Annotated in this window: 13 protein-coding genes; 8 read left to right on the top strand and 5 right to left on the bottom strand. The window is 65.0% G+C overall.

Annotation, left to right across the window (positions count from 1 at the left end; translation table 11 throughout):
* Nucleotides 1-23 precede the first annotated feature (23 nt).
* From SB764_RS35895 to polA, 3 genes are all read right to left on the bottom strand, one after another.
* Nucleotides 24-896, bottom strand: coding sequence for a dienelactone hydrolase family protein (locus tag SB764_RS35895; protein ID WP_065059962.1), 873 nt, complete (start codon nt 894-896; stop codon nt 24-26).
* Nucleotides 897-961: 65 nt separating this feature from the next.
* A complete protein-coding gene (locus SB764_RS35890; protein ID WP_065059963.1) occupies nt 962-2,308 on the bottom strand; it encodes an NAD(P)/FAD-dependent oxidoreductase in 1,347 nt (448 codons plus the stop codon).
* A gap of 278 nt (nt 2,309-2,586) precedes the next feature.
* The gene (gene polA / locus SB764_RS35885) at nt 2,587-5,388 is read right to left on the bottom strand and encodes a DNA polymerase I (protein WP_410866234.1); all 2,802 of its coding nucleotides are present in this window, start codon (nt 5,386-5,388) and stop codon (nt 2,587-2,589) included.
* A gap of 1 nt (nt 5,389) precedes the next feature.
* Between polA and SB764_RS35880 the strand changes: the two genes are divergently transcribed.
* Nucleotides 5,390-6,145 (top strand): TIGR00730 family Rossman fold protein, encoded by a 756-nt coding sequence (locus tag SB764_RS35880; protein WP_065059965.1) that lies wholly within the window; start codon nt 5,390-5,392, stop codon nt 6,143-6,145.
* 189 nt (nt 6,146-6,334) lie between these two features.
* On the opposite strand, the gene SB764_RS35875 is transcribed toward SB764_RS35880, so the two are convergent.
* On the bottom strand, nt 6,335-7,246 hold the full coding sequence (locus tag SB764_RS35875; RefSeq protein WP_110326685.1) for a transcriptional regulator GcvA: 912 nt from the start codon (nt 7,244-7,246) through the stop codon (nt 6,335-6,337).
* Nucleotides 7,247-7,341: 95 nt separating this feature from the next.
* On the opposite strand from SB764_RS35875, the gene SB764_RS35870 reads away from it, so the two are divergent.
* The 4 genes from SB764_RS35870 to SB764_RS35855 all read left to right on the top strand — a co-directional run bounded on the left by SB764_RS35870 (nt 7,342) and on the right by SB764_RS35855 (nt 9,818).
* Nucleotides 7,342-7,950 (top strand): chromate transporter, encoded by a 609-nt coding sequence (locus tag SB764_RS35870; protein ID WP_183039070.1) that lies wholly within the window; start codon nt 7,342-7,344, stop codon nt 7,948-7,950.
* Nucleotides 7,947-8,474, top strand: coding sequence for a chromate transporter (locus SB764_RS35865; RefSeq protein ID WP_065059968.1), 528 nt, complete (start codon nt 7,947-7,949; stop codon nt 8,472-8,474). The genes SB764_RS35870 and SB764_RS35865 overlap by 4 nt, the downstream gene beginning before the upstream one ends.
* Nucleotides 8,475-8,967: 493 nt before the next feature.
* Nucleotides 8,968-9,516, top strand: a complete 549-nt coding sequence (locus SB764_RS35860; RefSeq protein ID WP_124263082.1) for a hypothetical protein — start codon at nt 8,968-8,970, stop codon at nt 9,514-9,516.
* On the top strand, nt 9,513-9,818 hold the full coding sequence (locus SB764_RS35855; protein WP_065059970.1) for a hypothetical protein: 306 nt from the start codon (nt 9,513-9,515) through the stop codon (nt 9,816-9,818). Before SB764_RS35860 ends, SB764_RS35855 begins: the two co-directional genes overlap by 4 nt.
* A gap of 63 nt (nt 9,819-9,881) precedes the next feature.
* On the opposite strand, the gene SB764_RS35850 is transcribed toward SB764_RS35855, so the two are convergent.
* Nucleotides 9,882-11,408: an AMP nucleosidase gene (locus SB764_RS35850; protein WP_065059971.1), complete on the bottom strand. Its 1,527-nt coding sequence runs from the start codon at nt 11,406-11,408 to the stop codon at nt 9,882-9,884.
* 248 nt (nt 11,409-11,656) lie between these two features.
* Here SB764_RS35850 and SB764_RS35845 point away from each other — a divergent pair, with 248 nt between their 5' ends.
* The 3 genes from SB764_RS35845 to SB764_RS35835 all read left to right on the top strand — a co-directional run bounded on the left by SB764_RS35845 (nt 11,657) and on the right by SB764_RS35835 (nt 14,023).
* Nucleotides 11,657-12,070, top strand: a complete 414-nt coding sequence (locus SB764_RS35845; protein ID WP_065059972.1) for a hypothetical protein — start codon at nt 11,657-11,659, stop codon at nt 12,068-12,070.
* A 136-nt stretch (nt 12,071-12,206) separates the two neighbouring features.
* A complete protein-coding gene (locus tag SB764_RS35840; RefSeq protein WP_074982596.1) occupies nt 12,207-13,211 on the top strand; it encodes a homoserine kinase in 1,005 nt (334 codons plus the stop codon).
* A complete protein-coding gene (locus SB764_RS35835; RefSeq protein ID WP_065059974.1) occupies nt 13,202-14,023 on the top strand; it encodes a BPSS1780 family membrane protein in 822 nt (273 codons plus the stop codon). Before SB764_RS35840 ends, SB764_RS35835 begins: the two co-directional genes overlap by 10 nt.
* The last annotated feature ends 25 nt before the right edge of the window (nt 14,024-14,048 follow it).

Here is a 14,048-nt window from a genome sequence, read left to right as displayed (position 1 = left end):
TTGTGCGACGAAAGGCGTCGGCCTCAACCGACGCCGTGTTCCTTGAACCACGCGATCGCGCGCTTCCAGCCATCTTCGGCATCGGCCTTGCGATAGCTCGGCCGGTAATCGGCGAAGAACGCATGGCCCGCGTCGTCGTAGACGACGAACTGCGAGCCGCGCGCGCCCTGCGGTCCCTGCGCGATCGCCGCCTTCATCTGCTCCAGCGTGTCCTGCGGAATGCTGGTGTCCTGCCGGCCGTACAGCCCGAGCACCGGCACCTGCAGCGTGCCGGCGAGATCGAGCGGATTCTGCGGCGTATTCGCGGTGTGATCGCCCACCACGCGCCCGTACCACGCCACTGCCGTCTTGATGCGCGGATTGTGTTCCGCATAGAGCCACGCGTAACGCCCGCCCCAGCAAAAGCCGTTGACGCCCACGCGCTTCACGTCGCCGCCATGCTGGCCCGCCCAGGCGATGGCCGCGTCGATATCGCCGAGCACCTGCGCATCGGGCACCTTGCTCACGATGTTTTCGTTGATCTGCTGGATCGTCGGATACACCGAGGCGTCGCCCTCGCGCACGAAGAAGTCCGGCGCGATCGCCAGATAGCCGAGCTTCGCGAAGCGGCGGCACACATCGGCGATATGTTCGTGCACGCCGAAAATCTCGTGAATCACGATGATCACCGGCAGATGCGTCTTGCCGCGCGGCTGCGCGCGATACGCCGGAATGAGCGTGCCGTTCGACTGGAATGCGACTTCGCCCGCGTCGAGACCTTCGCTATCGGTGTGGATGGTTTGCGCGGACACCGGCAGCACCGCGGCGGCGAATCCGCTGCCGAGCGCGGCCTTGAGAAAAGTGCGCCGATCGAACGGCACATGCGGGACGAGACTATCGACTTCGGGCTTGAGCATGCAACGCTCCTCGCGATAAGAACAACGCCATCAAAAAAGAATGCGCCCGCAGGCGCATCACAGGATCAATGCAGTTTCACGCGCGGCAGCGTCGTGCGCCGCAGCCAGTGCGCGACGGTGTCGAGCACCATGCGCGCGTAGCCGTGCAGCGCGGCGATATGCAGCCGGTACAGCGACATGTACATGAAGCGCGCGAACAGGCCTTCGATCAGCATGCTGCCGCCGATCAGGCCGCCCATCAGATTGCCGACCGCGCTGAAGTGACCGAGCGACACCAGCGAGCCGAAGTCGCGATAGGTGAATTCGGGCAGCGGCCGACCTTCGAGCCGCATGCCCATCGAGCGGAACAGGAACGACGCTTCCTGATGCGCCGCCTGAGCGCGCGGCGGCACGCCGCGTTCGTTGCCGGGCCACTCGCAGGCGGCGCAGTCGCCGAGCGCGAAGACGTTGTCGTCGAGTTCGGTTTGCAGCGTGCGGCGCACGATCAGTTGGCCCAGCCGGTTGACGGTCAGGCCGTCGAGTTCCGAGAGAATCTGCGGCGCCTTGATGCCCGCGGCCCACACCGTGAGATCGGCGCGCACGGCCTTGCCGCTCGCCGTGCGCACGACGCCCGGCGCGACCTCGGTCACGCGCTCGCCGCTCAGAATGCGCACGCCGAGTTTCTCCAGCAATTCGGTCGTCGCCGACGACACGCGCTCGGGCAGCGCGGGCAGAATGCGCGGCCCCGATTCGATCAGCACGATCCCCACGTCGTGGCTCGGATCGAGCTTGTGCAGACCGTACGCCGAAAGCACCTGCGCCGTGTTGCGCAATTCCGCCGACAGTTCGACGCCGGTCGCGCCTGCGCCGACGATGGCCACCTGCACGCGCGGCTCTTCCTTGCCTTCGTGATCCCGCGTGACGGGTTCGGGCGCCTGATGTTCCGCGCGCATGCACGCGGCGATGAGCTTCTTGCGAAAGCGCTCGGCCTGCCCGACGGTGTCGAGCGCGATGGAATTCTCGGCCGCGCCCGGCACGCCGAAGAAATGCGTCGTGCTGCCGATGGCGAGCACGAGCGTGTCGTAGTCGAGCACGCGTTCGGGCAGCAGTTCGGCGCCGTCTTCGTCGTTGACGACACCGAGCGTGATGCGCCGGGCCGCGCGGTCGATGCCGACGAGTTCGCCCTGCTGAAACTCGAAGCCATGCCAGCGCGCCTGCGCCGCGTACTCGAGTTCCTGCGTGAAGGGGTCCATGCTGCCCGCGGCCACTTCGTGCAGCAGCGGTTTCCAGATGTGCGTGGGATTGCGGTCGACCAGCGTGACCGAGGCGGTCGGGCGGCCGCGTTTCGCGCGCGTTTCGCCGTAACGGTCGCCCAGCCGCGTCGCCAGTTCGAGCCCGCCTGCACCTCCGCCCACTACGATAAAGCGATGCATAGTTTCTCCGTGCATGTCGATTGGCGATAGAACGTCCGATGCGCGCCGCTTGTCCGCATCGAGTTGGACACGATGCATACAGCGGCACGGCCATCGGCCGTCGGTTCATTGTCGGATGACGGAGCGCGCGGCGGCAAGACGGGCGGCACACATGCATCACATGTGCTCCGCCCACTTGCGCGTGGCCGCGCGCGCGGTTACGGCTTAGTTACGGTTCGACTACTGCGCACGCGTCATACGTAAGCTCAGTGCGCGTTCAGTGCGCCGTCAGTGCGCCGTCAGTGCGCTTCTTCCCAGTTCGCGCCCACGCCCACTTCGGCGACGAGCGGCACCTTCAGCTTCGCCACCGAGCACATCAGTTCCGGCAGGCACTTGCGCACTTCGGCGAGCTCCGCCTCGGGCACTTCGAGCACCAGTTCATCGTGCACCTGCATGATCATCTTCGTGCCGATCTTGCGCTCGTCGAGCCACTTCTGCACGGCGATCATCGAGAGCTTGATGAGGTCGGCGGCCGTGCCCTGCATCGGCGCGTTGATGGCGGCGCGCTCGGCGGCCTGGCGGCGCGGACCATTCCCGCCGTTGATCTCGGGCAGCCACAGTCGGCGGCCGAACACCGTCTCCACGTAGCCGCGCGATTTCGCGTCCATGCGCGTCTCGTCCATATAACGCGCGACGCCCGGATAGCGCGCGAAATACCGGTCGATATAGAGCTTCGCGGCGTCGCGCGTGATGCCGAGATTCGACGCGAGCCCGAATGCGCTCATGCCGTAAATCAGGCCGAAATTGATGACCTTGGCGATACGGCGCTGATCGTTGCTCACTTCGAGCGGCGTCACGCCGAACACTTCGGCGGCGGTCGCGCGGTGAATGTCATCGCCGCGCGCGAAAGCCGCGAGCAGCGATTCGTCGCCCGAAATATGCGCCATGATGCGCAGCTCGATCTGCGAATAATCCGCCGACACGATCTTGCAACCCGGCGACGCGATAAACGCCTCGCGAATGCGACGGCCTTCGCCGGTGCGCACGGGAATGTTTTGCAGATTCGGATCGTTCGACGCGAGACGGCCCGTGACCGCGACGGCCTGCGCGTAGTTCGTGTGCACGCGGCCCGTCTGCGCGTTGACCATGCGCGGCAGCTTGTCCGTATAGGTGGACTTCAGCTTGGCGAGGCCGCGATGTTCGAGCAGCAGCTTCGGCAGCGGATAATCTTCGGCGAGCTTTTGCAGCACTTCTTCGTCGGTGGACGGCGCGCCGCTCGGCGTTTTCTTCACGATCGGCAATTGCAGCTTCTCGAAGAAGATCTGGCCGATCTGCTTGGGCGAACCGAGATTGAACTCGCCGCCCGCGAGCGCATACGCTTCCTGTTCGAGTTCGACGAGACGCACGGCGATCTGCGCGCTCTGCTTTTCCAGCCGCTCGGTGTCGATCAGCACGCCGTTGCGCTCCATCTTGCGCAGCACGCGCGACGTGGGCAGCTCGATGCTGCGATACACGTAATCGAGGCCCTTCTCCGGCGCGATCTGCGGATAGAGCGCGCGATGCAGTTGCAGCGTGACGTCGGCATCTTCGGCGGCGTATTCGGCGGCCGTTTCCAGCGCCACTTCGTCGAAACCGATCTGCAGCGCGCCCTTGCCCGCCACCTCTTCGTACTTGATCGTCTTGATGCCGAGATGGCGCAGCGCGAGGCTGTCCATGTCGTGCGTGCGATGCGATTCGAGCACGTACGATTCGAGCAGCGTGTCGTGCTCGACGCCGCCGAGTTCGATGCCGTAGTTCGCGAGCACCTGCTCGTCGTACTTCATGTGCTGGCCGACTTTCTTGTGCTGGGCGCTTTCGAGCCACGGCTTCAAGCGCGCGAGCACCTCGTCGATCGGCAATTGCTCGGGCGCGTCGGGGCCGCGATGCGCGAGCGGCAGATACGCGGCCACGCCCGGCTCGGTCGAAAACGACATGCCGACGAGTTTCGCAACCATCGGATCGAGCGCGGTGGTTTCGGTATCGAACGCGGTGAGTTCGGCGGCTTCGATCTTCTTGAGCCAGGCGTCGAACTGCTCCCACGTCTGAAGGGTTTCGTAGTGACGCGGCGCGTCGACGAACAAGGCGGGCTGCACGTTCGCGTCTTTCGCGGGCGCATCGCCTTGCGTGGCGGCAGGCACCGTTTCGCTCTGCTGGCTCGCTTCGGTCACTTCGCGCAGCCACGTCTTGAAGCCGTGACGCGCGAAGATATCGCGCAGTTCCTCGCGCGCTTCGGGGCGCGTGGCGAGCGACGTTTCGATCGATTCCAGATGCGGAGCGAGATCGCACGCCGTCTCCACGGTGACGAGTTTTTTCGCCATCGGCAGGAAGTCGAGCGCATCGCGCAGATAACCGCCCACGGCGCCCTTGATTTCGTCCGCGTGGGCAATCACGCCGTCGAGCGAATCGTATTGCGTGAGCCACTTCACGGCCGTTTTCGGTCCGCACTTGTTCACGCCCGGCACGTTGTCGACCGTGTCGCCGATCAGCGAGAGATAGTCGATGATGCGCTCGGGCGGCACGCCGAACTTCGCGATCACGCCTTCGCGGTCGAGCGTTTCGTTCGTCATCGTGTTGATGAGCGTAACGCGCTCGGTCACGAGCTGCGCGAGGTCTTTGTCGCCGGTGGAAACGATCACCTTCATGCCGAGCTTTTCGGCCTGCGCCGCGAGCGTGCCGATGACGTCGTCGGCTTCCACGCCGTCGACCATCAGCAGCGGCCAGCCGAGCGCGCGCACCGCCGTATGGATAGGCTCGATTTGTGCTGCGAGCGGTTCCGGCATGGAAGGACGATTGGCCTTGTACTCCGGATACCAGTCGTCGCGAAACGTCTTGCCCTTGGCATCGAACACGCACGCGCTATACTCTGCCGTAACGTCCTTGCGCATTCGACGCAGCATGTTGATGATGCCGTAAAGCGCGCCTGTGGGTTCGCCGTCGGGACCGCGCAGATCCGGCATTGCATGGAAGGCCCGATAGAGATAGCTAGAACCGTCGACCAGTAATAAGGTCTTACCTTCCAGCTCAGTTTGTAGCTTCGTTTCCACGCGTAGTTCTTCAGGCATTATGGACAAGAGAAAAGTGATTCCGAGTCTGCGTTCACTCGCAGATCAAGAGCGCGCAACGGCCAAGAAGGCGCGCGCATCGTGGCAGATGTTCACGATTATGGCAGAGTTTATCGAGGCGACCGAATACCTGTCCGAGATCCGGCCAGCGGTCAGCATCTACGGCTCCGCGCGCCTGAAACCCGACTCGAAGTACTACCAGCTGGCCAGCACGATCGCGCGAAAAGTGTCCGACGCGGGCTTCGCCGTGATCTCCGGCGGCGGTCCCGGCATCATGGAAGCGGCCAACCAGGGCGCGCACGCGGGCAAGTCGCCGTCGGTGGGTCTGAACATCGAGTTGCCGCACGAGCAGTCGGGCAATCAGTGGCAGGACATCTCGCTGCGCTTCCGCCATTTCTTCACGCGCAAAGTCACGTTCGTGAAGAACTCGGACGCGGTCATCGTGATGCCCGGCGGCTTCGGCACGCTCGACGAACTGGCCGAAGTGCTCACGCTCATCCAGACCCGCAAGTCGCGTCACGTCCCCATCATTCTGGTGGGCGCGGAGTTCTGGGCGGGCCTGCTCGCGTGGTTCCGTTCGGCGCTCGTGCCGATGGGCCTCATCAATCCGGAAGACATGGATCTGATGCAGGTAATCGACGACCCCGACCAGGTGCTCGAAGCGGTGCTGAAGTTCTACGAGGACAGCGGCGAGGAAGCGGAGAAAGAACATCCCGCACGCGGCGACTCCGACGAAGACCGCATGTTCTATCTGTGATGGCTTGATGGAGCGTGCTTGACGCAACGGCGCGCGGGCCTCCCGAGGTCCGCGTGGCGCGGCGTAACGCTTTATCGCCATCGAGGCGCGATCGCCGCAAGGCATCGCGCCGTTTTTATTTCACCAGCTTTCTGCGGCTTTCTTGCCGCTTGCAGGTGCGGATGTTGCGCTTGCTTGCCCAGGTACGCGTCACGCCTTCGCGGTCTGCGCCATCTGCGCCGGTTGCGCGCGCGCCTGCTCCTCCAGCCACGCGCAGAACTGCGCGACTTCGGGCACGTCCGCCACTTCGCGACGCGCCACCCACCAATAGCCGCGTGCATCCAGCAGCGGTCCCGCGAGCGGCGCGACGAGCCGGCCCGACGCCAGTTCGTCGTCGAGCAACGGCAGCGGTCCGAGCGCGACGCCCAGACCATCGACCGCCGCCTGCAAGGCCAGATAGAAGTGATCGAACGACTGCTTCTTGCGGCAGCGCGCCTTCACGTCCGCCGCCGCGAGCCACGCGCGCCACGCATCCGGACGCGTATCCGAATGCAGCAAAACGTGGCGCGCGAGATCGTCGGCGTGCTGGATCGGCGCACGCTTGAGCAGCGTGGGACTGCAGACCGGCAACTCCATTTCGTCGAGAAAGTGGCCGCTCGCACAGTCGCGCCAATGCGCCGGGCCGCGCCGCACGGCGACGTCGAACGCTGCGAGCGTCTCGACCGGCGCGTTCGACGTCGACAGACGCAGTTCGACATTCGGCGCAAGCCGCTGAAACTGCGAAAGACGCGGCAGCAGCCATTTCATGGCGAAGGTGGGCAGCGCACTCACGCGCAGCACCCGCACGGCGCCCGTGTCGCGCAACTGCTCGGTGGCGCGCGCGATGTCGTCGAAGGCGGCCTGAACGGACGCGAGATAGCGCCGCCCGTGCTCGTTGAGCGCGACGCGCTTGCCGTGCCGATGAAACACCTGCACGCCCACCCACGCCTCGAGCGCGGCAACCTGGCGGCTGATGGCACCGTGAGTCACATGGAGTTCGCCCGCGGCGGCCGTGAAACTGTTATGCCGCGCGGCGGCTTCGAACGCACGCAGCGCCGGAAAGGGAGGAAGCGATCGGGACATGCTTGTGATTCTAGATCACAAGAGACGCGCTAAAAAATCGTTTTGTGGCGCAGCGATTCGGCGCTACCCTCGCTGCTTGCCACAGAGGTTCCCGCATGCATAAACATCCCGCCGATCCGCCCCACCACAACGAGCCCGCGCCGCAGAACGCGCTCCACCAACCGAGCGTGCGCGAAATCTTCCTCGGCTTCCTTGGTCTCGGCTTCACTTCGTTTGGCGGCGCGCTTCCGCTGGCGCGACGCGCCATCGTCGAGCAGCGACGCTGGCTCAGCGGCGCGGAGTTTACCGATCTGCTCGGCTTGTGCCAGTTCCTGCCGGGTGGCAACGTCATCAACCTCTCGGTGGCGATCGGCATGCGCTTTCACGGCTGGCGCGGCGCGCTCGCGGGACTGCTCGGGCTGATCGCGGGACCGTCGATCGTCGTGGTCGGGCTCGGCGTGCTCTACGAGCGCACGCAGAACGATCCGCACGTGCGCCATCTGTTCGTCGGTCTCGCGGCGGCGGCGGCCGGGCTGCTCGTGTCGATGGCGCTGAAAATCGTGCTGCCGCTGCGGCACGACAAGGCTGCGGCGGTCGTCGCGCTGCTCGGCTTCGTGGCCATCGCCGCGCTGCGCGTGCCGCTCCTGCCGACCATGCTGGTGCTGACGCCGCTCGGCGTCGCACTGGCCGCGCGCGCCGCGCGTCGCGAAGGTGGTGCGCGATGAACTCGACACTCGTTGCGCTCGCCGCAATCTTCAGCCAGCTCTCGCTGCTCGCTTTCGGCGGCGGCAACACCATCCTGCCGGAAATGCAGCGCCAGGTCGTCGAGGTGCATCACTGGATGCCCGCCAGCGAATTCAGCGCGCTGTTCGCACTCGCGCAGGCCGCGCCGGGCCCGAACATGATGATCGTGACGCTCGTCGGCTGGCACGTGGCCGGCTGGGCGGGCATGCTGGTGACCTCGATCGCGAAGTTCGGCCCGTCGTCGCTGGTGACGATCGCGGCGCTGCACGCGTGGGACCGCTTCAAGGACCGGCCGTGGCGCCGCATCGCGCAGCGCGGACTCGTGCCGGTCACGGCGGGCCTCGTCGCGGCGAGCGCCGTACTGATCGCCAAAGCCTCCGACCCGACGTGGATCGCCTGGGCGATCACCGGCGTTTGCGCCGTGCTGGCGTTCCGCACGAAGATCCATCCGCTCTGGCTGCTCGCGGCGGGCAGCCTGATCGGACTGACCGGATTCGGGCAGTGACGCGGCACAATGCTGCGGCCCTGGATTGATTCGGAATGCGATTTGAATCGATGGACGCCGCATTGCAACGCGATGAGCAACACACGCCGCGCAATGCTTGTCACGATTTCTTCTGAAGATTATGCGCGCTGATTTTGCAGTGCAGCAATTCGTCGCCTAGAGTGAAACCTGTCTCACTCGTGTGTTTCACAGGCACGATTCGCGGGCCGCTGACGAGCGGCTCTTTTTTTGCGCGTTGACCGTTCGGCAGACTTGCGTGGCCTCATCGGCACGCGGACGGCGGCCGTGCGCATTCGCCACTGGCCGAACGGCTTGCTACACCGCTTTCCCCGCCTTTTCCGCACGCGATTTGAACGAACGCACAGCACGCCGCCTCGGCGTGTTGCGCGTATGCATCACGCGCTGCCACGGCGCCACGGCCTGACTAGATTGATGAGCAGGACAACAGGCGACGGCAGGTGACGAATTGGTGGAACCGCATTCCGACTGCGCGATGACGCAGACGTTCGAGCCGCGCACATGGACATACGGCTGGAATTTGTTCGTGACCGCGATCGTGGTGATCGCGCCGCTCGCGCTCATCCTCATCGAATACAAGTTACGCGACGAGATCTGCGCGCTGCGCGGCCGCGAAGCGTGTCACGCGCTGGAATTCTTCACGCCGGCGATGATGGCCGCCGCGCTCGCCATGGTGCTGCCGTGCATGAATCTCGCGTTCACGCGCCCTCAATTGCAGCCCTTACCGCCCGCGCCTTCGTTCGCGCGATTTGCCGCGCGCCGCCGCTGGGCGCGTCGAAATTGCGTCGCCCGACGTCGAAACCGCGCGAATACTTTGATCTGGATACTCGATCACGGCATTGCCTTCTTTGCGCTAGTTTTATCGTGCGGCATCTTTGCGATGTGGCTGCTGAGCCTCCATCCCGAAGGCAGCCCCGGTGCGGGAGAAACATGGGGCACCCCTCACAAGCTGAGTTGCGCAACTTACGCACTGGCCACGCTACTCACCTTGTCCAAAATCACCCTGGAGCGGTACAGAAAATGAATGAATGGCCTGTAGAAGTCCTGTTCGGCATCCCGGCCGCGGCGATTGTCGTTGGCATCATCGGATCGTATGCGCTGCACCGCTGGCTATGCTCGGTCGACCGGATGAACGCGCTCTTCGCTCAGGCGGACGCCGCCGAGTTGGCGCTGCGGCGCGTGTCCTATCGGCAACCTACAGCGGTTCCCGTGGATCCCTTCACGCGTATCGGCATGAACGTGAAGGCGCGCGACCTCGCTATCCGCATCGATGGCGGTCGCTACGCGCGCCTGCCCGCAAACGTCATGTATGCCGCGCCGGCTTGAACGGCGGCTTGCGCGATACGCATTCGCGCATCGCGCACAGACACCCGCCGCCGAATCGCGCCGTTACTGGAACGCCACTTCCGCGAAGCTGCGCAGCTTGCGACTATGGAGCTTGTGCAAGCCGTTCGTGCGCAGGATCTCCATCGCCAGCACGCCAATCTGCAAATGCTGATCGACCTGCGCGCGATAGAACGAATCGGCCATGCCGGGCAGCTTCAGTTCGCCGTGCAGCGGCTTGTCCGACACGCACAGCAAGGTGCCGTACGGCACGCGGAAACGGAAGCCGTTCGCGGCAATCGTTGCGCTTTCCATATCGAGCGCGATTGCACGGCTTTGCGACAGGCGCTGTACCGGTTCGCGATGATCGCGCAGTTCCCAGTTGCGGTTGTCCACACTCGCCACCGTGCCCGTGCGCATCACGCGCTTGAGTTCCACGCCGTCGAGCTGCGTGACCTGAGCAACCGCGCGTTCGAGCGCCACCTGCACTTCGGCGAGCGCGGGAATCGGCACCCAGAGCGGCAGGTCGGCATCGAGCACGTGATCCTCACGCACATAGCCGTGCGCGAGCACGTAGTCGCCGAGACGCTGCGTATTGCGAAGCCCCGCGCAGTGGCCCAGCATGATCCAGGCGTGCGGACGCAGCACCGCGATGTGATCGGTGATCGTCTTCGCATTCGACGGCCCCACGCCGATGTTCACCATCGTGATGCCGCTGCCGTCCGCGCGCTTGAGGTGATACGCGGGCATCTGCGGCAGACGCGCGGGCGTAGTGCCCTCGACATCCTGTTCGCCGAGATTCGCGTTGTACGTAACCACGTCGCCGGGTTCGACAAAGGAGGTGTATTCGCTGCGATAGTTGCGCAGATCGGCGTCGTCGGTGCGCGCCATCATGGCGCGGCCCAGCTTCACGAACTCGTCGATATAGAACTGATAGTTCGTATAAAGCACGTAGTTCTGGAAGTGCGTGGGCGCCGTGGCCGTGTAGTGCTTCAGGCGATGCAGCGAGAAGTCCACGCGCGGCGCCGTGAAGAGCGCCAGCGGAAACGGCTCGCCGGGCGCCGGTTCATAGGTGCCGTTCACGATGCGGTCGTCGAGTTCCGCGAGGTCGGGCGTGTCGAATACGTCGCGCATCGCGAACAGGCGCTCGCGGTCGAGATCGCCTTCGAGGTGGATGCCTTCGGCGAACGCGAAGTGAATGGGAATGGGCTGCTGCGAAACGCCCACTTCGATCGACACATGATGGTTCTTCGCGAGCAATCGCAATTGTTCGCGATAGTAGTTGCCGAACAGGTCCGGGCGCGTGATGGTGGTTTCGAATTCGCCGGGGCCGGCCACGAAACCGTACGAGCGCCGCGAGTCAATATGCGTATTGACGGCCGTGCGAATGCACACGAACGGATAGCATGCGCGCACGCGCCGCTCGAATGCCTCTCCGCGGCGGTAGCGCGCGAAGGCATCGCGCAGGAACGAGGTATTCGCTTCGTAGATGGCCGCGAGGCGCGCCACGGCGTCGGCGGCGTCTTCGAAGGCTTCGACGGGAAAGTCGTGTGGTGGCGTCATGAAGGCCCGCCCGTTGATGTCGTTTTTCATTGTCGTTTGCCCTGGTTCGTTTCAACGACATTAGCACGGAAGCAGGACAATCTGACATCGCCCTGCGCGCAAACGGGAGATTCTTCATCGCTGCGCGAGCCCCCGCCGCGCGGGGACGCGGACCGCCCCGCCGGCGCGGACCGACACGCGAATCGAGGCGCGAATTTGCTAGAATTGGAGGATCCCGGTCTGTGCCGGGACCAGATTACGGCGTTGACCTGCCAGGTCTGGTCAACAGGAGAATCACAATGAAGTCGCACCTTCTAGCCGCCGTCGCGGCGACGCTCGCGTTCAGCGGGTTCGCCATGGCTGCGCCGGCCGACGACGCCCAGACCGCCGTCGAGGCCCAGTCCGCCCAGCCTGCCCAGTCCGAGAACGAACGGGCCGGCTTGCCTAATCTGGAGAAGATCAACCGTCCGGCTGCGCGCGTCAGCTCGAAGGTCGACATCAATGACGTGCCGCGCACGCCGAGCTTTCATGAAGTGAGCCCGACCGGCACCGAAATCACCGAATACCGCGACAAGGGCAAGCCCGTCGAGATCAACGTGCATTCGAACTTCGGCACGCATTACACGATGAGTTCGAACCCCGACACCTCGCCGCAAGTCCGCCAGAACGGCCAGGCCAGCACGCGCCTGCCGTCGATCAACCTGCATTACTGATACGTCCCTTCGCGCGCGGGCGGCGTGCGCTGTCCGCGCCGCCTCCCGCCCGGCACGCCGCCCCTGAAACTACTCTGGCGCGAGCGGCCACGTCCGCGAACCGGGCCCCGATTACGAACACCTCACGACCTCAGGCATGGCCGTCTTCACTGCTGTCACCGACACCCAGCTTGCCCATTGGCTGCACGACTACGATCTTGGCGACGTAGTCGATTTTCGCGGCATCCAGTCCGGCATTGAAAACAGCAATTTCTTTCTGACGACGACGCGCGGCGAATACGTCCTGACGATCTTCGAAAAGCTCACGGCGCAGCAACTGCCGTTCTATCTGGATCTGATGCGCCATCTGGCCTCGCACCGCGTGCCGGTGCCCGACCCGATGCCGCGCAAGGACGGCGCACTGTTCGGCCTGCTGCACGGCAAACCCGCGGCCATCGTCACGAAGCTCGACGGCGCGCCCGAACTCGCGCCCGGCGTCGAGCATTGCACCGAAGTGGGCCAGATGCTGGCGCGCCTGCACCTCGCGGGCCGCGACTTCAGCGGCGACCAGCCGAATCTGCGCAGCCTGCCGTGGTGGGAAGAAACGGTGCCGACGGTCGCACCGTTCCTCGACGGCGCGCAGCGCGAACTGCTCGAAAGCGAGCTGGCGCATCAGCAGCAGTTCTTCGCCAGCGACGACTACGCCGCGCTGCCCGGCGGCGCCTGCCATTGCGACCTGTTCCGCGACAATGCCCTGTTCGCGCACGCCAGCCCGGAAACGGGCCACACGGTGCGCCTCGGCGGCTTCTTCGACTTCTATTTCGCGGGCTGCGACAAGTGGGTGTTCGACGTCGCCGTCACCGTGAACGACTGGTGCGTGGACCTCGCGACCGGCGAACTCGACATCGCGCGCGCCGAGGCACTGCTGCGCGCCTACCAGACCGTGCGGCCGTTCACGCCCGAGGAAAACCGCCACTGGGCCGACATGCTGCGCGCGGGCGCGTACCGCTTCTGGGTCTCGCGCCTGTATGATTTTTACCTGCCGCGCTCGGCCGAGCTGCTCAAGCCGCACGATCCGGGCCATTTCGAGCGCATCCTGCGCGCGCGCCGCGCCGGCGTGCCCGACGCTCTTCACGCACACGCTCACCGTTCATGCAACTGATCGAAGTCCCCGCGAAACAGGGCTATGTGTGGTTCCGCCAGGGCATCTGGCTGTTCCGCCGCAATCCGCTCGCCTTTCTCACGCTGTTCTTCGCGTATCTGCTCGCGATGACGCTCATCTCCGCGGTACCGGTGATCGGCGGCGTGCTGCCGCTCATCTTCGTGCCGGGCATCGCCGTGGGTTTCATGGCCGCGTGCCGCGACACCATCGCGGGCAAACCGGTGTTCCCGACCATCCTCGTCGACGGCTTCCGCTCGTACGGGCAAACGGTCACGAAGCATCTGTTCGTGCTGGGCGGGATTTACGTCGTAGCGATGACGCTGGTGCTCGCGGCATCGGCGCTCGTGGACGGCGGGACGCTGCTGCGCCTCATGACGCTCGGCGGCAACCTCGACACCGAAACAATCGAGAACAGCAACATACCGCTCGCCGTGCTCGCCTCGCTGGCGGCCTACGTGCCGGTGTCGATGATGTTCTGGTTCGCGCCGGTGCTGACCGCCTGGCACGACGTGCCGCCAGTCAAGGCGATTTTCTTCAGCATCGTGAGCTGCTGGCGCAACAAGGGCGCGTTCGTGGTGTACGGCGCGCTGTGGTCGGCCGTGTCGATCGGGGTGTCGCTGGGACTGTCGACGCTGCTGCGCGCGCTGGGCGCCGGCGACTTCGCGCTGGCCATCCTGATGCCGGCGCTCATTCTGGTCACGACGATGCTTTACTGCTCGTTCTACGCGACCTACCGCGGCTGCTACGGCGTACAGGAAAAACCGGCCGCCGATCTGCCCGATTCGTCGAATTCGACCGGTTCGGGACGTTGACGCTGGCCGCGCGCTGCGGCTGGTC

This window comes from Paraburkholderia sp. SIMBA_027 (assembly GCF_046535315.1).
In the GTDB taxonomy this organism is placed as follows: Bacteria; Pseudomonadota; Gammaproteobacteria; order Burkholderiales; family Burkholderiaceae; genus Paraburkholderia; species Paraburkholderia tropica.
The sequence above is the reverse complement of the archived record's forward strand: the minus strand, read 5'-3'. Positions and strand labels throughout refer to the sequence as shown.